Origin of the sequence: Dermabacter sp. HFH0086, from assembly GCF_000413375.1 — a bacterium.
Classification (GTDB): domain Bacteria; phylum Actinomycetota; class Actinomycetes; order Actinomycetales; family Dermabacteraceae; genus Dermabacter; species Dermabacter hominis.
The window spans coordinates 1,239,317-1,258,322 of sequence record NZ_KE340308.1 but is presented as its reverse complement, the minus strand read 5'-3'; the positions used below and the strand labels follow the sequence as shown (position 1 = coordinate 1,258,322).

Sequence of the window (19,006 nt, the reverse complement as noted above, 5' to 3'; positions counted from 1 at the left end):
TTTTCTCTTTCTGTCGCTAGCCGCGCTCTTCACACGGCCAGATCACCTTCTTTGCCCACAGGCGCCGAAGCACCGGGTCCACGGGTGTGGAGTGGGCCGCGACCCGAGATGACGCCGCGAGGGGTGTCAATCTCGACCCGCACGGACCCCTCATGAGGCCCGGTGACTGCGGTACCGTACCCCCGCTCATTACACTCGCACGAGGCGAGGCCGCGAGAGGGCATAGGGCACCCAGGCACAGTTCATCAGTCTACGTTGCGCCTTTTATTCCGGTCAAAGGACTGGGGCCAGTTCGTCGTACATCACATGCACGGGAACCTGGAAGTGTCGCGCAGGCAACAGCAAAGGAAACGGGCCGACGGTAGCTGAGTACCGTCGGCCCGCTTTTTGTCATGGTGGCTTACTCGACGATCTGCCAGTCGACGCGCGCCACGCCGGAGCTCACGCCGCCGATGCTCTTCATCGCCGCGTAGGAAAGGTCGAGGCAGCGACCGCCCACGTATGGACCACGGTCGTTGATGCGCACGACCACGCTGCGGCCGTTGGCCTTGTTGGTCACGCGCACGCGGGTGCCGAAAGGCAGGCTCTTGTGGGCCGCGGTGTACGCATGCGTGTTGAAACGCTCGCCGCTTGCCGTGGGGCCGCCGTCCGTGCCGTCGCCGTTGCCGTAGAACGAGGCACCGCACGAACGAACGCCGCTCACAGCCTTGCCGCCTTGAGGCGCGGATTCGCTGCGCTTTTTGCGGCTCTGCTTCGGGGCGTCGCCACTATCTTTGCTCACGTTCTCGCTCTTCGGTTCCGCGTTCTTCGGTTCCTCAGCGGGGCGCTTCTTGGTGCCCTTGGCGACGACCTCGGTGACGGGTTCCTTCGTGACCTCTTCCTTCACGACTTCCTCGCCCGTCACTTTCCCGTCGGTCGTCGAAACCTTCTTGACGATAGTTTTTTCGCCCTTCTCACCCTTCGTGACCACGCGAGTTTCGCCTTCGTAGATCGCGTCATCTTTGCGAGTCTCGGTCTTGTAGTCGATCGCGACCTTCTCGGTCTTTTCCTCGGAGCTGAGGCGCACGAGGTGAATCGTGTCGCCATTCTTGAGCACGGTGTCACGCGAGGGCGTGACGTCGTCGTCGGCGTCAACCGAGTCGGCGAAGTACTTATCGAGGAGGTCCTGAACGGTTCGAACGGTCGTGCCCTTCGCAACCCAAGAGCCGTTCATGCCGGTAACGGTGATGTCCTTGGGGGTCGTCACGGTCACAGGACCGTCGACATCCTCAAGTTTGGTGTCGGGCTTCGGGGAAATCGCGGCCCCTTCGGCGTCGATTCCGGCCTGCGCGAGGGCATCTGCAACGGTGTCGCCCTCGACGAGGACCGACTGCTCTGCGCCGTCGACACTGAGCTTGACCTCGTCGCGTTCTTTCACAACGATCTTGTCACCCGAGTCGACGGTCTCGCCGAGAGCCGGCTTCACGAGATCGGTGTGGGAGACATCCACGCCGTGCGCTTCGAGGATGTCGGCCACCTGCGTGTCGAACGTGCGGAACGTTGCCACGCGGCCGTAGGCGTTCACGGTGACTTCGTTCGACATCGCGTAGGCTGCGCCACCGCCACCGCCCGCGAATACGGTCGCGAGTGCGGCTGCGGCGATAATCGGAGTCTTCTTCTTCACGAGTGTCCTTCGCATTGACGAGTGCACGGGAAGCGTCGCGCACGGTGGGCGCGAGTGCGGATTTCGGATGTCTCCATCTTGTCGCGCACGAAAGCGGGACGGTACCCGCAACACCAAGCCTTAAAACAAGACAAACCGCTATTTTGCCAACGCTTGACGCTCGCCGCGGTTTGTCTCACACATGCGCAGGCAGCGCTGCGATCGGCGCGGCAACAGAGAAAAGAGAGGGCCGGCCCTCCCCCGCTTGGGGAAGGACCGGCCCTCCGGTGACGCCCGAAGGCGCGAAGATCAGCGGAAGTCCGTATTGAACGGATCCGAGTAGCTAAAGTCGTCGAGGTTCAGGCTCGAGCCGGCACCACTGAAGTCGGTGAGACCGAAGTCGTCGTATCCGGGAACCGTGTACATCTGCGCCTTCGCCTCGTCGGTCGGCTCCACCTCAAAGTTGCGGAAGCGGGGAAGGCCCGTGCCCGCGGGGATGAGCTTACCGATGATGACGTTCTCCTTGAGGCCCATGAGCTTGTCGCTCTTGGAGCTGAGTGCAGCCTCGGTGAGAACGCGAGTCGTCTCCTGGAACGAGGCGGCCGAAAGCCACGACTCGGTCGCAAGCGACGCCTTCGTGATACCCATGAGCTCGGGGCGGCCCTGCGCGGGCTCCCCACCTTCGGCGAGGGCAGCGCGGTTGGCTTCGATGAACGCGGCGTTCTCGACGAGGTCGCCGGGCAGAAGCTTCGTGTCGCCGGAGGCCACGATCGTCACGCGGCGCAGCATCTGGCGAACGATGACCTCGATGTGCTTGGCGTGAATGTCCACACCCTGGCTGACGTACACCTTCTGGACTTCGTCCACGAGGTGCTTCTGCACGGCGCGCGGGCCGAGGATGCGAAGCACCTGCTTCGGGTCAACCGAGCCCGGGGAGAGCTGCTGGCCGACCTCGACGTGGTCGCCGTCGAAGACGAGCGGGGTCACGCGACGCGAAAGCGTGTAGGTCACGGGTTCGCTGCCGTCATCCGGCGTCACGGTGAGCTTGCGCTGCTTTTCGGAGTCGTCGACGCTCACGCGGCCCGCAACCTCGGTGATCGGGGCGAAGCCCGCCGGGGTACGTGCCTCGAAGAGCTCCTGCACACGCGGGAGACCGTGCGTGATGTCGCCCTCAGCCGACGCCACACCACCGGAGTGGAAGGTACGCATCGTGAGCTGGGTACCGGGCTCACCAATCGACTGGGCGGCGACGATGCCAACGGCCTCGCCGATGTCCACGAGCTGGCCGGTCGCGAGGGAGCGTCCGTAGCACTGCGCACACGTGCCCACGGCGGAGTCACACGTGAGAACGGAGCGGACCTTCACCTCGGTGACACCCGCTGCGAGGAGCTTCTCAATGAGCACATCGCCGACGTCGTCACCGGCGGATGCGAGAACCGTGCCGTCTTCGCCTGCCACGTCCTGCGCGAGCGTACGGCCGTACGCCGTGATCTCAACGTTGTCGGCGGGCACGATGACACCGTCGAGGTCCTGACCGATGGCCATCGTGAAGCCCTTCGAGGTTCCACAATCGCCCTCACGCACAATGACGTCCTGGGAGACGTCCACGAGACGACGCGTCAGGTAACCCGACTGCGCGGTCTTGAGTGCGGTATCGGCAAGGCCCTTACGCGAACCGTGCGAGGCGATGAAGTACTCGAGCACAGAGAGACCCTCGCGGTAGTTCGAGAGGATCGGGCGGGGAATAATCTCGCCCTTCGGGTTGTTTACGAGGCCACGCATACCGGCGATCTGGCGGATCTGCATCCAGTTACCACGGGCACCGGAGTGCACCATGCGGTAAATCGTGTTGTCCACCGGGAAGTTCGCCTTCATCGCCTCGGCAACCTCGTTGGTCGCCTCGGTCCAGATGTCGATGAGCTCGCTGCTGCGCTCAGCTTCGGAGACGAGACCAAGGTCGCGGTTCTCCTCGACCTGCGCGGCCTTCGCTTCGTACTTCGCGATGATCTCCGGCTTGTTCGGCGGCGCCACAACGTCACTGAACGCGAAGGTCACGCCCGAGTAGGTCGACCACGAGAAGCCGTAGGACTTGAGCGCGTCGAGCGAGGCCGACACCTGGCCCTTGTCGTAGCGTTCGGCGAGCGCGTTCACGACGCCACCGAGGCGCTTCTTGCCAACCTGGCCTTCAACGTAGGGGAAGTCCTCGGGGAGGGTCTCGTTGAAGTAGTAGGTGCCGAGCGTGGTCTCGAGGGTGATCGGGTCACCCTCGCTCCAGCCCTCGGGAGCCTTCCAGTCCGACGGCGGCACGACATCGGTGAAGCGCACCTTGATCGGTGCGTTCAGGTCGATCTCGTTGTTATCGAAAGCCATGATCGCCTCGGCGATCGACGAGAACGAGCGGCCATGGCCGAGTGCCTCGGGCTTCGGGGTCGTCAGGTGGTAGAGGCCGATGACCATGTCCTGTGCGGGCATCGTCACGGGGCGGCCGTCCGACGGCTTGAGGATGTTGTTCGAGGAGAGCATGAGGATGCGCGCCTCTGCCTGCGCCTCGGGCGAAAGCGGGAGGTGCACGGCCATCTGGTCACCGTCGAAGTCAGCGTTGAAGGCGCCACACACGAGCGGGTGCAGGTGGATGGCCTTGCCCTCGACGAGCTTCGGCTCGAACGCCTGAATACCGAGGCGGTGAAGCGTGGGTGCACGGTTGAGCAGCACGGGGTGCTCGGTGATGACCTCTTCGAGAACGTCCCACACCTCGGGGCGCGAACGCTCGACCATGCGCTTGGCGGCCTTGACGTTCTGCGCGAGGGAGAGATCCACGAGGCGCTTCATGACGAACGGCTTGAACAGCTCGAGAGCCATGCCCTTCGGGAGACCACACTGGTGAAGGTGCAGCTCCGGGCCGTTCACGATAACCGAGCGGCCCGAGTAGTCCACGCGCTTACCGAGCAGGTTCGCACGGAAACGACCCTGCTTGCCCTTGAGCATGTCGGAGAGCGACTTGAGCGGGCGGTTGCCGGGTCCCGTGACGGGGCGGCCGCGGCGGCCGTTGTCGAACAGCGAATCAACCGACTCCTGAAGCATGCGCTTTTCGTTGTTCACGATGATCTCGGGCGCACCGAGGTCGATGAGGCGCTTGAGACGGTTGTTGCGGTTGATGACACGTCGGTACAGGTCGTTGAGGTCGGAGGTCGCGAAGCGGCCACCGTCGAGCTGCACCATGGGGCGAAGATCCGGCGGGATCACGGGGATGCAGTCAAGCACCATGCCGGCGGGCGAGTTGGTCGTCTGCTGGAACGCCGAAACGACCTTGAGGCGCTTGAGGGCGCGAGCCTTCTTCTGCCCCTTGCCGTTCGCGATGACCTCGCGGAGCTTCTCAGCCTCGGAGTCGAGGTCGAAGTCGAGCAGGCGCTGCTGCACGGCCTCGGCACCCATGCCACCTTCGAAGTAGTGGCCGTAGCGGAGCTTCATCGCGCGGTAGAGCTGTTCGTCGCCCTCGAGGTCGGCAACCTCGAGGTTCTTGAAGCGCTCCCACACGTTCTGCACGCGCGTGATCTCAGCGTCATACTTCTTGCGGATCTGTGCCTGCTCGCGCTCCGCGGAATCGCGAACCTTACGCTTCGCGTCGGCCTTCGCGCCTTCTTCCTCGAGCTGAGCGAGGTCCTTCTCGGCAGCTACCGCGCGATCGTTGATCGCGGCATCGCGCTCATTTTCGAGTTCACGGATCTCGAGGTCGTGGCGGCTCTGAAGCTCGGGCATGTCGGTGTGACGGGCCTCGTCATCGACCTTCGTGATCATGTAGGCCGCGAAGTAGATGACCTTCTCGAGATCCTTCGGCGCGAGGTCGAGCAGGTAGCCGAGGCGGCTCGGCACGCCCTTGAAATACCAGATGTGCGTCACGGGAGCCGCAAGCTCGATGTGGGCCATGCGCTCACGGCGCACGGAAGACTTGGTGACCTCTACGCCACAGCGCTCACACACGATTCCCTTGAATCGCACGCGCTTGTACTTGCCGCAGTAGCACTCCCAGTCGCGGGTCGGGCCGAAGATGCGCTCACAGAAGAGGCCGTCCATCTCGGGCTTGAGGGTGCGGTAATTGATGGTTTCGGGCTTTTTAACTTCGCCGTATGACCAGGAACGGATGTCGTCGGCCGTCGCGAGGCCGATCTTGAGCTCGTCAAAGTGGTTGACGTCGAGCACGTGTGTCCTTCTCTCGTCTAAAAAGTCGTCAAGGTCTGAATGGTTGGGGCTGAGATCTTCGGGGGATGAAGGTCCGACGGTCGCTGGGCAATCGTCGGACCCTCCCCCGACGATCGATCAGACCTCTTCGATATTGATCGCGCCCTCGTTCGGGCGGCTCGACAGGTTGATCCCGAGTTCCTCCGCGCTGCGGAAGATGTCTTCGTCGCGGTCGCGCACCTCGAGGTTCTGGCCGTCGGCGCCGAGGACTTCGACGTTCAGGCACAGGGACTGCATTTCCTTGAGGAGCACGCGGAACGACTCGGGAATGCCCGGCTCGGGAATGTTGTCGCCCTTGACGATCGCCTCGTAGACCTTCACGCGGCCCGTGATGTCGTCCGACTTGATCGTGAGGAGCTCCTGAAGGGCGTAGGCGGCGCCGTAGGCCTCGAGTGCCCACACCTCCATCTCGCCGAAGCGCTGACCGCCGAACTGGGCCTTACCACCGAGCGGCTGCTGGGTGATCATCGAGTACGGGCCGGTCGAGCGAGCGTGCAGCTTGTCGTCGACGAGGTGGTGCAGCTTGAGGATGTACATGTAGCCGACCGAAATCTCGTGCGGGAACGGCTCGCCGGTGCGGCCGTCGAGCAGGCGTGCCTTACCGTTCGGGCGGATCATGCGCTCGCCGTCGCGGTTCGGCCTGTAGTTCTCGACGAGAGCGCCGAGCTCAGTGTCGCTCAGGCCGTCGAACACGGGCACGGCAACCGGGGTGCCGGGCTCACCGTGCAGGGCGTCCTTCGGGAGATCCTTAGCGGCGGGGTTGGATTCGTCGATGTCCCAACCGGACTTCGCAACCCACCCGAGATGAGTTTCCATCACCTGGCCGATGTTCATACGACCGGGCACACCCATCGGGTTGAGGATGATGTCCACCGGGGTGCCGTCTTCGAGGAACGGCATGTCCTCGACGGGCAGGATCTTCGCGATGACGCCCTTGTTGCCGTGGCGGCCAGCGAGCTTGTCACCGTCGGTGATCTTGCGCTTCTGCGCGATGTACACGCGCACCATCTCGTTGACGCCGGTCGGGAGGATGTCCGAATCTTCTTCCGAATCGAACACGCGCACGCCGATCACGGTGCCGGATTCACCGTGGGGAACGCGAAGCGACGTGTCGCGCACCTCGCGGGCCTTCTCACCGAAGATCGCGCGCAGGAGGCGCTCCTCGGGTGTCAGCTCAGTTTCACCCTTCGGGGTGACCTTGCCGACGAGGATGTCACCGGGGACAACCTCGGCGCCGATACGGATGATGCCGCGCTCGTCGAGGTCGGCGAGAACGTCTTCGCCAACGTTCGGGATGTCGCGCGTGATCTCTTCCTTACCGAGCTTGGTATCACGGGCATCGACTTCGTGCTCCTCGATGTGGATCGACGTGAGCACGTCGTCCTGGACGAGGCGCGAGGACAGGATGATGCCGTCCTCGTAGTTGTGGCCGTGCCACGACATGAACGCCACGAGGAGGTTCTTGCCGAGCGAAAGCTCGCCGTCTTCGGTCGAGGGGCCATCGGCGAGGACCGAGCCGGCCTCAACGCGGTCACCTTCGTCGAAGAGAACGCGGTGGTTGTAGCAGTTACCGGCGTTCGAACGCTGGAACTTGTCAATGCGGTAGGTCTGGTTCGTGCCGTCATCCGCCGCAACGGTGATGAGGTCGGCGGAAAGCTCGGTGATCACACCGGCCTTCTCCGCAACAATCACATCGCCGGCGTCAACAGCTGCACGACGCTCCATACCCGTACCCACGAGAGGCATCTCGGTGCGCAGGAGCGGGACGGCCTGGCGCTGCATGTTCGAGCCCATGAGAGCACGGTTCGCGTCGTCGTGCTCGAGGAACGGAATCATCGCGGTTGCGACCGACACCATCTGTCGAGCCGAAACGTCCATGTAGGTGACGTCGCTCGGGTCGATCAGCTCGGGCTCGCCACCGGGCATACGCGAGAGCACCTGGTCTTCGAGGAACTTTCCGTTCTCATCGATCTTGGCGTTTGCCTGAGCGATGATGTGGCGATCCTCGTCGTCAGCCGTCAGGTAGACGATTTCGTCGGTCACGACACCGTCAACAACCTTGCGGTACGGGGTCTCGACGAAACCGAACGGATTGATGCGCGCGAAGGTTGCGAGCGAACCGATAAGACCGATGTTCGGGCCTTCCGGCGTCTCGATCGGGCACATGCGGCCGTAGTGCGAGGGGTGCACGTCTCGAACTTCCATGCCGGCACGGTCGCGCGACAGGCCGCCCGGGCCGAGCGCCGAGAGGCGGCGCTTGTGGGTGAGGCCCGAAAGCGGGTTGTTCTGGTCCATGAACTGCGAGAGCTGCGAGGTTCCGAAGAACTCTTTGATCGCCGCGGTCACGGGACGGATGTTGATGAGCGTGAGCGGCGTGATCGCTTCGACGTCCTGGGTCGTCATGCGCTCGCGAACGACGCGCTCCATGCGGGACAGGCCCGTGCGAACCTGGTTCTGGATGAGCTCGCCTACGGCGCGAATACGACGGTTGCCGAAGTGGTCGATGTCGTCCGTTTCCACGCGGATCTCGGTGCCGAAGCTGTTCTCCATGCTGTCCATGCCAGCGTGGAGAGCAACGATGTACTTGATCGTCGCGATGACATCCTCGAGGTTGAGCACGCTCTCACTGAGCGGGCCTTCGAGACCAAGCTTCTTGTTGATCTTGTAGCGGCCGACTTTCGCGAGGTCGTAGCGCTTGTCATTGAAGTAGAGGTTGTTGAGCATCGTCTCGCCAGCATCGCGACTGGGCGGTTCGCCCGGGCGCTGCTTGCGGTAGATGTCCATGAGGGCCTCGTCCTGAGACTCAACCTTGTCCTTTTCGAGCGTGGCGCGCATCGATTCGAACTCGCCGAACTCCTCGAGGATGTCGCTCTTGGACATGCCGAGCGCCTGGAGGAGGGTCGTCACGGACTGCTTGCGCTTACGGTCGATGCGCACACCAACCTGGTCGCGCTTGTCGACCTCGAATTCGAGCCATGCACCGCGCGAGGGGATGACCTTCGCGCTAAAGACGTGCTTGTCGCTCGTCTTGTCGATGCTCTCTTCGAAGTACACGCCGGGCGAGCGCACGAGCTGCGAAACAACGACGCGCTCGGTGCCGTTGATGATGAACGTGCCCTTGTCGGTCATGAGCGGGAAATCGCCCATGAACACGGTCTGGGTCTTGATCTCACCGGTCTCGTTGTTCATGAACTCCGCCGTCACGTACAGCGGGGCGGCGTAGGTGAGGTCCTTTTCCTTGCACTCCTCGACCGAGTAGTTCGGCTCTTCGAAGGAGTGGTTCCTGAAGGAGAGCGACATATTTCCGGCGAGATCCTCAATGGGCGAGATCTCTTCGAAAATGTCGGCGAGGCCAGAGGTCTGCGGGACGTCTTCGCGTCCGGCCGCTTCTGCTTCGGCCGCGCGCTCCTGCCAGCGCTCGTTACCGAGCAGCCAGTCAAACGAGCTCGTCTGGAGCGAAAGAAGATCGGGAACTTCGATGGGATCGCCAAGCTTCGCGAAGGTGACGCGGGGCGAGGCGGTGCGCAGTGCAGTGGTGTGAGAATCGGTGCTCGAGGCAGCCAAGGGTTATCCTTCCACGGGATGAGGACTCGTACACGCTTCGATAGACTCGATGTGCTTCGGCCCCTCATTCACGACCAACCCCGCTATATGAGTCGAATGAGTTGAAAAAGGGCGCACGAAACACGGGCGCTAAGTTTCAAGAGTATGCGAGAGTGGCTCCGCCCTCAAGACCTCGCACGAAAAAACTGGCGAGACTGTGGTCACGTCAGCAGTCGAGCCGTCCCGCGTGGGCCGGTCGTATCGACTCGACAGCCGCGCACGTCGCCTCGGTGGGAAGGTCGCGCCTGGATGCACGTGCGGGGTTCCTCACGCCGCTTCACGCTTGAATTTTTCGATCTGCGCTTTGATGAACGGGGCACTGGTCGGAGCGTCGATGTTGTCCACCTGGATGAAAATGTGGTTCTTTCCTCGGGACACTACGCCGAAGTAGGAGGTCGAATACATGCCTTCACCGTCGGAAAAGTGCATGTACACAAACGTGTCCATATCTTCGCCGCCCGGGGTGATGTATTCGTAGAAGCTCGGCTTCTCCCCTCGCTCGTCGGGGCACGTTCCCCACGGGAGACGAAAGACCTCCATGATATTGACGTCCTCGTCGGTCTGGAACGCGATGACCCGAGCCTTCGGGGGTTCACCCACACTCCCCTGCCAGTCGGGGTCTTCCGTGTATTCAGCCGTCACGACTGTGTGCACGCCGGATTGCGGTGTCTGCATCGCTTCCACTGCCGCTTTGCATTCTTTTCTGTAGTCCGCCTCAAGGTAGCTTGGGTCGGGGATTTCAATAGGGAAAGATATCTGCTTATTGGCTGGTCGCTCCGTTGTGATGTCGACCTCGCTAAGGATCAGCAACTCGCCCGAGTCCTCTGGCGTGAGAAGCCACTTTGCGGGCTCGCCCACCGGCTCTTCGGGGGAATCTTGGTCCGACGGCTGCTCGCTCGGCACAGCGCTCGTGGGTGCGGGTTGTCCACCCGCGCCCACGCTCTTCAGTGCTCCACAGCCTGATGCAGACAGCGTCAGGGCGAGTACGGCAAGCGCTACGGAAAACCTCCGAACCGTGAGAAGACCAGGTTCGTTCACGACAAAGCACTTCACGACACCTACGTCCTTTCCAAGCGCACACCCGGCCTCGGCGCTACAAATGTCTACCCGGCAGAGTCCACTGATCGATCGAAAAGGTCTACTTGAGCTTTGATGAAGGCGACCGCTTGGGATTCTTCGACGCCCTGAACATAAAGGAAAAGTTGCGCCTTGCCGGCGGAGCGCCCACCAATATAGAAGTGCTTTCCATCAGCCATGATGTGAACAACGTCAAGGTCGTCGACCTGCTCGACGCTCACGTCGAATTTCCCGCCGATATCGCCACATGCCTTCGCCGCCTGGCTATAGAGCGTCATCACGTCAGTTTCCTCGTCAAGGATGACCGTCGCAGCATTGATGCTCACGTCCTCGCCGGGTGTCACAGGTGCGATATCACCTTTATACGTCGCAATCGCACCTTGAGCGATAGTGCCGTGAAAGCTCTCGATCTTCTGCGAAACCTCGGCGCACTCGGGAATCTGTGCGGCTTCGGCGCCGAGTGTAAATTGCAGTGTGAAGTCTCGATCGCTTGAGTCCTCAATCGAGGTCTTGAGGTCGTAATCCTCGACGCCATCGATGAGGGTATTCTCGGGCTTCAGAATCCACGTCGCCGGGTCGTTCACGTCGCCCGCCTCTTGCTCACCAACTCCACCGGCTGAGGTTTTGCCCGTTCCGCCCTTGCTTGAGGATCCGGAGTTTTCTGCGCCCGCCGAAGAGTCAGCGGAAGTGGAGGAGGCGTCGGACTTTTCCTGTTCCCTCGCACTGAGCGCGCCACACCCGCCCAGAGCGCCGACAAGGGCAAGTGCGGCGAGGGCTGAAACCCACGCGCGCGGGCGCAAGAGAGCAGTGGGAAAGATCGTCTGAGTCATGGGGAGCACCTCGCCATTACGTTGCGTTACCTACGGAGCGTTCAAAAAGGTCGATCTGGGCATCGATCACGGCCTTGGCCTCGTCATCACCGACATCGGACATGACGACAAAGATATGGCGCTTGCCGCTGGACTTTCCAGCGAGGAAGAACTCTTCGTCGGGAAGCTTGACGTGCACCCCTTCACCACCAAAAGGTTTTTCAACGGTGACCGGGGGCGCGCCCTGGATATTTCCGCACTTTTGCACAACATCGTTGTAGAAGTCCATGACGTTCATGTCGTCGGGGGTCGTCAGCGCGACAATCTTAATCATCGACTCCGCATTGACGGAGCCCGGAGCGGGCTGCCCTCGAAGCACACTGGTCGCAACAGCCTCGGACGTAAACGATGTATTGTCGAGCGTGGTGACTGCGTCTGTGCATTCTGCTGAAATATTCGGGTGCTCGAGTGAGAAGCTCAGCTCGAAGTCGCCCTCCTCCTTGTCGACTTCTACCTCCCTGGGCTTCATGCCGTCCACCGGCAAATGCTCCTCGGTAAGAAGCCATGACTTCACATCATCGGGATTGCCCGCGGGCTGCTTTTTCCGGTCGGGAACGCCGCGCCCGCCGCTCCCCTTCGTTTGCCCGTTGTCGCCTGCATTATGCGAGTTCGACGAGGAGCCCGCTTGGTCGTTCTGTCCAGCATCGGTAAGCGCTCCGCACCCAGTCAGCGATGTGGCTAGGGCGAGAGCGGCGAGGCCCGAAAACCACACACGTGGGCGGCGAACAGACATGAGCGCAGTTGAGTTGATCATGAAAAGCCTCACCGGTCAGGCGGCATTCGTCACAGTGCGATCAAAAAGATCGATTTGGGCATCGATGTATGTTTTTGCTTGCTCAGGCTCGACATTCGCAAGGATCATCCAGACGTGCCGATTGCCGTGCGATTTACACACAATTAGCAGGTCCGCAGACCCCAATCGGGCGTGAATACCGTCGTGCCCGGGAAGCTTTTCCACGACCGACTTCGGCTCCCCGGGGGTGTTCGCACACTCACTGATGACGTCGTTATAGGCATCGCCGAGATTCAAGTCCTCTTTGGTCACAACCGCAGCTGACTGCACGGTCGCTGCCCCTTCCGTCTCATCCAACGCCTCGAAGTCACCTTCGTACTTCGCAATAGCCATGCCCTGGATGGGAACTTCAAACTCGTTCAATTTAGCCACAGCGTCCACACAGCTCTGCGATGCATTCGGATGTTCGAACGTAAAGCTCAGGGTGAATGTTCCGTCGCCGGATGGGCCGCCTTGCAGCACATCGACCGTCACACCTTCGATGCCCTTGAGCGGAACGTAAGGAGTGTTCGCAAGCCACGTCGCGGGATTGTCCACGCTGCCGGCAGGCTGCTCCTCCCCTTGAGCTGCGGGGGCGCTTTCATCGTCGGTGGGAGATGCAGAGGAGGTGCCCCCCGGCGTGGCGCTCGACGTATCGCTTGGATCGCTACTCGCCCCCTCGCTCGGCTCGGCAGATCCTCCACTCGAGCTCGAAGTGGTGGCTGCGGGAGAGGTTTCCTCCTTTTTAGCGACGCTGCTCCCGAGCGCCCCGCAGGCTGCGAGGGAAGTTGCAAGCAGCAGCGCGGCGACGCCTCGCGCGGCGCGGGTCAACGTGGGACGTGTACGTGACATGGGGGTCCTTAGGGCAGGGGGCAAGGTCCGGGCATACCTTACCAGCCACCCTTGAGAGCCTCCTCACACCTTCGGGCTCGTAGCAAAAAGGGCCGCCCCCAGGGGCGACCCTTTCGCTATGAAATGCGCCTAAAGCGCAGGAATCACTTGAGGGTGACGGTTGCGCCAGCGCCCTCGAGCTGCTCCTTGGCCTTCTCAGCGTCTTCCTTCGAGGCAGCCTCGAGAACCGGCTTCGGAGCGCCATCAACGAGGTCCTTCGCCTCCTTGAGGCCGAGACCCGTGAGAGCGCGCACCTCCTTGATGACGGCAATCTTGGCCGAACCGACCGACTCGAGGATGACGTCGAATTCGTCCTTCTCCTCAGCAGCGGCAGCTTCGCCACCGGCAGCGCCGCCAGCAGCGGCAACGGCAACGGGGGCAGCAGCGGTCACGTCGAAGACCTCTTCGAACTGCTTCACGAACTCGGAGAGCTCGATGAGGGTCATTTCCTTGAAAGCTTCGATGAGCTCTTCGTTGGTGAGCTTAGCCATTGGGCTAGTCCTTCCTGTCAAGTGGCACCCACGGGTGCCAGGCGCGTGTGCGCCGAGTGTATGTGTAAAAGGTTGTGCCGAGCGCGTGCATCACGCCTCGGGATGAGACTCGAAGCCTCAGCCCTCGTTCTTGGCACGCAGGGCGTCCACGGTGCGCGCGGTCTTGGTGAGCGGCGCAGCGAGAACGAAAACAGCCTTCGACATCGATGCCTTGAGAGCACCGGCAGTCTTGGCAAGAAGAACCTCGCGCGATTCGAGATCGGCAAGCTTCTCAACGTCGTCAGCCGTGAGGGCTTTGCCCTCAAAGTAACCGGACTTGACGACCAGCATGGGGTTGTCCTTGGCAAAGTCACGCAGAGCCTTAGCCGGTTCGACCGGCTCGCCCTTAATGAACGCGATCGCAGTAGGGCCGTTGAGATCGCCCTCAAAGGCGTCGATCCCAGCTTCCCGCGCCGCGATAGCAGCAAGCGTGTTCTTTACCACGGCGTAGGTAGTGTCGGCACCGAGCGAACGACGCAGCGTCTTGAGCTGGTCAACGCTCAGCCCGCGGTACTCGGTCAGAATTGCCGCGCTCGACTCGCGGAACAGTTCCGTGAGCTCGGCAACGGCAGCTGCCTTGTCAGGCCTCGCCATGGCCCTCCTTCCAGAGGTCTCGAGGCCGGCCTGAAAGCTTCAGTCATGAAAAAAGCCCTGACCGCAGGGTCAAGGCTTGAGCACGCACGTATATTGCGTATCGCTTCTTGAGCACCTGCGCAGGCCGTTTCACCACAGTGAAAGCTTTCGGTCCCCCTGATGGCAGGGCGACGACCGGCGGTCTTCGGTGAGATCAACTTTACCCCCACACCCGCGGCAGCGAAACCCCACGAGCGGTGATCCCTCCCACAAGCAAGCCGCACTTCATGCCGACGTGAATCGGGCCACAGTTCAAAAATGGGGACCAATATCCCTTCGGCTGCCGTCGGACCCTAACCGGCACGTTACCGCGCTTCCATTCCGGCCTCGTCACCCTCTCTCGAGGTCCAACTTCACCCACTATTCATGGTCTCAATGAACATGCAGGTCATTCGGGGACCTTATACCCCTAGAGCGCTAGACTGGCGCTTGTGGCCGAGACCAAAGCTGGTCCGGGCCCACTATTTCCAGATCCGCACACCACACCCCCAACCTTCCGCAAACAAACTCTCTGACCTGCACTTTTGCTTAATCTAGACAGCTATCAAACGTTGTTGAGTGCACCACGGCAGCCACGTAGGTTGGAGTCACAACGACGTACTTATCTATTCACTCCACCCGCAGAAAAGGATGGACACGCTCATGGCAGACGCCAAAGCTACGCCCGATACGGACACGCAGGCGATGATCGACGCTCTCGCAGACAAGGGCGCGACCGCGCTCAAAGAGTTCCGCGACTTCACACAAGAGCAGGTCGATCACATCGTGCACCAGGCGGCCCTCGCTGCCCTGGACCAACACATGGCGATCGCCAAGCACGCCGTCGAAGAGACCGGTCGCGGTGTGTACGAAGACAAGATCATCAAGAACATCTTCGCTTCCGAATACATTTGGAACTCGATTAAGCACGACAAGACCGTCGGCATCCTCCACGAGGACAAGACTCGCGGCGTGATTGAAGTTGCCGAACCCGTGGGCGTCATTGCTGGCGTCACGCCCACCACCAACCCGACCTCGACCACGATCTTCAAGTCGCTCATCGCCCTGAAGACCCGCAACCCGATCATCTTCGCGTTCCACCCGAGCGCCCAGGAAAGCTCCGCCCACGCCGCACGCGTCGTGTACGAAGCCGCCATCGAGGCCGGCGCGCCCGAGAACTGCGTGCAGTGGATCGAAACGCCGTCGCTCGAAGCGACCGGCCTGCTCATGAACCACGACAAGGTCGCCCTCGTTCTCGCCACCGGCGGCTCGGGCATGGTCAAGGCCGCCTACTCCACCGGCAAGCCCGCCCTCGGCGTGGGCCCCGGTAACGTTCCCGTATACGTGGACAAGACCGCAAAGATTTCCCGCACCGTCAACGATCTTTTACTGTCGAAGACCTTCGACTCAGGCATGATCTGCGCATCCGAACAGAGCGTCCTCGTTCACACCGACATCAACAAAGAATTCGTTGCCGAATTCGAAAAGTACGGCGGCTACTTCCTGAACAAGACCGAACGCACGAAGCTCGAGAAGTTCATGATCACCGACAAGGGTGGAGTCAACCCCGCACTCGTCGGCTCGAGCGCCCTCAAGATCGCCGAAGGCGCAGGGCTCAACGTTCCCGACTACACGAAGGTTCTCCTCGTGCCGATCGACGGCGTGGGCAAAGACCACCCGTTCAGCCAGGAAAAGCTCATGCCGGTACTCGGCTACAAGGTCGTCAAGGACGCCGCCGAGGGCTTCGATCTCGCCGATCAGCTTCTCGAACACGGCGGTCTCGGCCACACCGCCGTCATCCACACGAGCGACGAGAAGCAGGAGCGCGAATACGGCATCGCGATGCGCGCATGCCGCATCGTCGTCAACTCCCCGAGCTCTCAGGGCGGCATCGGTGACATCTACAACGGCCTCATCCCTTCGCTCACCCTCGGCTGCGGCTCCTACGGCCACAACTCGGTGTCGCGCAACGTGTCGGCCATCGATCTGATCAACATCAAGCGAATTGCGGAGCGTCGTAACAACATGCAGTGGTTCAAGGTTCCGAAGACCTACTTCGAGCGCTACTCCACCCAGTACCTGCGCGACATGGAAGGTATCAACCGAGCCTTCATCGTGACCGACCCGGGCATGGTCCAGTTCGGTTACGTCGACATCGTTCTCGAGCAGCTTCGCGAACGCCGCAACCCAATCCAGTACCAGATCTTCTCGGACGTCGAGCCCAACCCAAGCTCCGACACCGTTTTCCGCGGCGTCGAGCAGATGAACCAGTTCAAGCCCGACACGATCATCGCCCTCGGCGGCGGCTCCGCAATGGACGCCGCGAAGGGTATGTGGATGTTCTACGAGGACGGCAACGCTTCTTACTTCGGCATGAAGCAGAAGTTCCTCGATATCCGCAAGCGCACCTACACCTTCCCGAAGCTCGGTGAAAAGGCAAGCTTCGTGGCGATCCCGACGACCTCGGGCACCGGCTCGGAGTGCACCCCGTTCGCGGTCATCACCGACTCCGAGAACCACGTGAAGTACCCGATCGCCGATTACGCGATTCTTCCCGACGTCGCCATCGCCGATGCGCAGTTCGTGGACACCGTCCCCGCCCGCACGGCGGCTGACTCGGGCATGGACGCGCTCACCCACGCGATCGAATCCTATGTCTCGACCATGGCCTCGGACTACACAAAGGGCCTCTCGCTTCGCGCGATCCAGATGATCTTCGCGAACCTCCGCAAGTCTGTCCTCGAGGGCGACCGCGAGGCCAAGGAGAACATGCACAATGCCTCCACCATGGCGGGCATCGCTTTCGCGAACGCCTTCCTCGGTATCGTGCACTCGCTTTCGCACAAGGTCGGCGCCGAGTTCAACCTCGCGCATGGCCGCACGAACGCGATCTTCCTCCCGCACGTCATCAACTACAACGCGAAGAAGCCCGTGAAGCACGCGCTCTTCCCGAAGTACGAGTCGTTCCGTGCCGATGAGGACTTCGCCGAGATTGCCCGCGCACTCAACCTCCCGGCGAAGACCACGGAGGAAGGCGTCGCCTCGCTCGTCAAGGCCGTCACCGAGCTCGCCGAGGACATCGGCATCGAGATGTCGCTCAAGGCGAACGGCGCGACGCTCGAGCACCTCGAAAAGACGATCGACACTCTCGCCGATCGCGCCTACGAGGACCAATGCACGCCGGCAAACCCGAAGCAGCCTCTCGTGAGTGAACTCAAGGCGCTCATCCGCGACGCATTTGAGGGCGAACTCGACTACAGCGAGAAGAACGCGAAGTAAGCGCGGGATTTCCGCCGCAACGGTATGAGGGGTGGCTCCGCTTGGCGGGGCCACCCCTTCTCACTGCCTCGGCACCGTTTGTGCGTCCGTTCGGCTAGACCTGCCCCGAGTCGAAATACTCGCGAATGTTCGCGGGCACGGGAGGAATCTCGAACATCTGCCCGCCCTCGCGGATCGAAAGAGCACCGTACACGCCCGTGGCGACCGCCTCGCGCGCGGCAATCACCGACACATCCGTACGGCCACCGTTCCTCGCGAATTCGAGGAATTCATTGATGAGCCGTGGATCAGCACCGCCGTGGCCACCGTCGGCCCTCGCGATCACCTCCACCTGATCCGGGCGAGCGGCACCCGAGTAGCGCGAGTTCCACAGGTAGATCTGATCCCCGGCATTGTCGCCCATGTTTTCGATCCGCCCTTCGTCGCCGATGACCGTATAGTTGCGCCAATAATCCGGGGTGAAATGGCACTGCTGGTACGAGGCATAGACGCCGTTGTCCAGCGTCATATGGAGCATCGAGATGTCCTCGACGTCGATGACAGGATTGAGTTCCCTCTGCTTCGACGGCGGATAGACGTCCGCATCGAACCAGTCCCACATAGTGCGATCGGAGTTATCACGTCGGTCCTCGATGTCGCCGTAAACCTCGAGGCCGCCGATACCGGAAACCCGGCGGGTGTAGCCACCGGCGAGCCAGTGAATGACGTCGATGTCGTGAGCGCCCTTCTGCAGCAAGAGCGAGAACGCGCGCGCACGCTCGGCGTGCCAATCCTTGAAGTAGAAGTCGCCGCCGGCCCCCACGAAATGCCGGCACCAAATGGCACGCACGCGACCGATTAACCCGGCATCAATCATGTCCTTCATCTGGCGGATCACCGGCATATGGCGAATGTTGTGGCCCACGTAAAGCCGCGTGCGCTTCTCGTAGGCAAGGTTTAACATCGCATCGGTGTCCTCGACAGAGATCGCCATGGGCTTTTCGGAAAACGTCGGTATACCCGCCCCGAGCGTTGTGAGCGCGATCGAGGCGTGTAGGTCGTCGGGAGCGAGGATCATGACCGCATCAACGTCGTGGCTGCCCAGCAGATCATCGACGGTGTTCACCGTGTGGACATCCTCGCCAATGATCTCGCGCGCTTTCTTTTTGCCTCGCTCGGTGGGATCCGCGACGACCGTGACGCGGGCTCCCTCTCCCGGTTTATGCGCGTAACGCGCCAGAGCGCCACGAGCGCCAAAACCCACCACTCCTACTCGTAGATCGGCGTTCTGAGTCAACGAGATCCCCTTTCAACAGCGGTGCAAGCACAGCCTTCACTGGGCGACCACGCGACGCACCGATCACGTGGCCTTGGCCGCTAACAGTATCCAATCAGACGGCGCGAGCTCAGCAACCGCGGCGTGACAAATGAGCGTCCCTTCGATAACTGTCGTGCCCTAGGTCCCTACATCTCTTACCGATCCGGGCAACCGGATTACGCATAAAACTACGTCTCC

11 protein-coding genes are annotated in these 19,006 nt (G+C 61.7%); 1 reads left to right on the top strand and 10 read right to left on the bottom strand.

The window, feature by feature from the left end; translation table 11 throughout:
• Positions 1-400: 400 nt before the first annotated feature.
• The 9 genes from HMPREF1484_RS05395 to rplJ form a co-directional block, all read right to left on the bottom strand.
• Positions 401-1,663 (bottom strand): septal ring lytic transglycosylase RlpA family protein, encoded by a 1,263-nt coding sequence (locus HMPREF1484_RS05395; protein WP_016664013.1) that lies wholly within the window; start codon positions 1,661-1,663, stop codon positions 401-403.
• Between the two features lie 288 nt (positions 1,664-1,951).
• Entirely contained in the window at positions 1,952-5,839 is a 3,888-nt protein-coding gene (locus HMPREF1484_RS05390; protein ID WP_016664012.1) for a DNA-directed RNA polymerase subunit beta', read from the bottom strand.
• A gap of 117 nt (positions 5,840-5,956) precedes the next feature.
• Complete coding sequence (gene rpoB, locus HMPREF1484_RS05385) at positions 5,957-9,442, bottom strand: DNA-directed RNA polymerase subunit beta (protein ID WP_016664011.1); 3,486 nt, start codon at positions 9,440-9,442, stop codon at positions 5,957-5,959.
• Between the two features lie 306 nt (positions 9,443-9,748).
• Positions 9,749-10,519, bottom strand: coding sequence for a hypothetical protein (locus tag HMPREF1484_RS05380; protein WP_141740593.1), 771 nt, complete (start codon positions 10,517-10,519; stop codon positions 9,749-9,751).
• Between the two features lie 65 nt (positions 10,520-10,584).
• A complete protein-coding gene (locus HMPREF1484_RS05375; protein ID WP_016664009.1) occupies positions 10,585-11,388 on the bottom strand; it encodes a hypothetical protein in 804 nt (267 codons plus the stop codon).
• A gap of 16 nt (positions 11,389-11,404) precedes the next feature.
• Positions 11,405-12,181 carry a hypothetical protein gene (locus HMPREF1484_RS05370; protein ID WP_016664008.1) on the bottom strand — a complete coding sequence of 259 codons (777 nt, stop codon included), beginning with the start codon at positions 12,179-12,181 and terminating at the stop codon, positions 11,405-11,407.
• 15 nt (positions 12,182-12,196) lie between these two features.
• Positions 12,197-13,051, bottom strand: a complete 855-nt coding sequence (locus HMPREF1484_RS05365; RefSeq protein ID WP_016664007.1) for a hypothetical protein — start codon at positions 13,049-13,051, stop codon at positions 12,197-12,199.
• Positions 13,052-13,194: 143 nt separating this feature from the next.
• On the bottom strand, positions 13,195-13,581 hold the full coding sequence (gene rplL / locus HMPREF1484_RS05360; protein WP_016664006.1) for a 50S ribosomal protein L7/L12: 387 nt from the start codon (positions 13,579-13,581) through the stop codon (positions 13,195-13,197).
• A 117-nt stretch (positions 13,582-13,698) separates the two neighbouring features.
• Positions 13,699-14,214, bottom strand: a complete 516-nt coding sequence (gene rplJ / locus HMPREF1484_RS05355; protein ID WP_016664005.1) for a 50S ribosomal protein L10 — start codon at positions 14,212-14,214, stop codon at positions 13,699-13,701.
• A 681-nt stretch (positions 14,215-14,895) separates the two neighbouring features.
• Here rplJ and adhE point away from each other — a divergent pair.
• On the top strand, positions 14,896-17,511 hold the full coding sequence (gene adhE / locus HMPREF1484_RS05350) for a bifunctional acetaldehyde-CoA/alcohol dehydrogenase (protein WP_016664004.1): 2,616 nt from the start codon (positions 14,896-14,898) through the stop codon (positions 17,509-17,511).
• A gap of 94 nt (positions 17,512-17,605) precedes the next feature.
• Here the strand turns inward: adhE and HMPREF1484_RS05345 are convergent, their stop codons facing one another.
• Complete coding sequence (locus HMPREF1484_RS05345; protein WP_040386476.1) at positions 17,606-18,787, bottom strand: Gfo/Idh/MocA family protein; 1,182 nt, start codon at positions 18,785-18,787, stop codon at positions 17,606-17,608.
• Positions 18,788-19,006 lie beyond the last annotated feature (219 nt).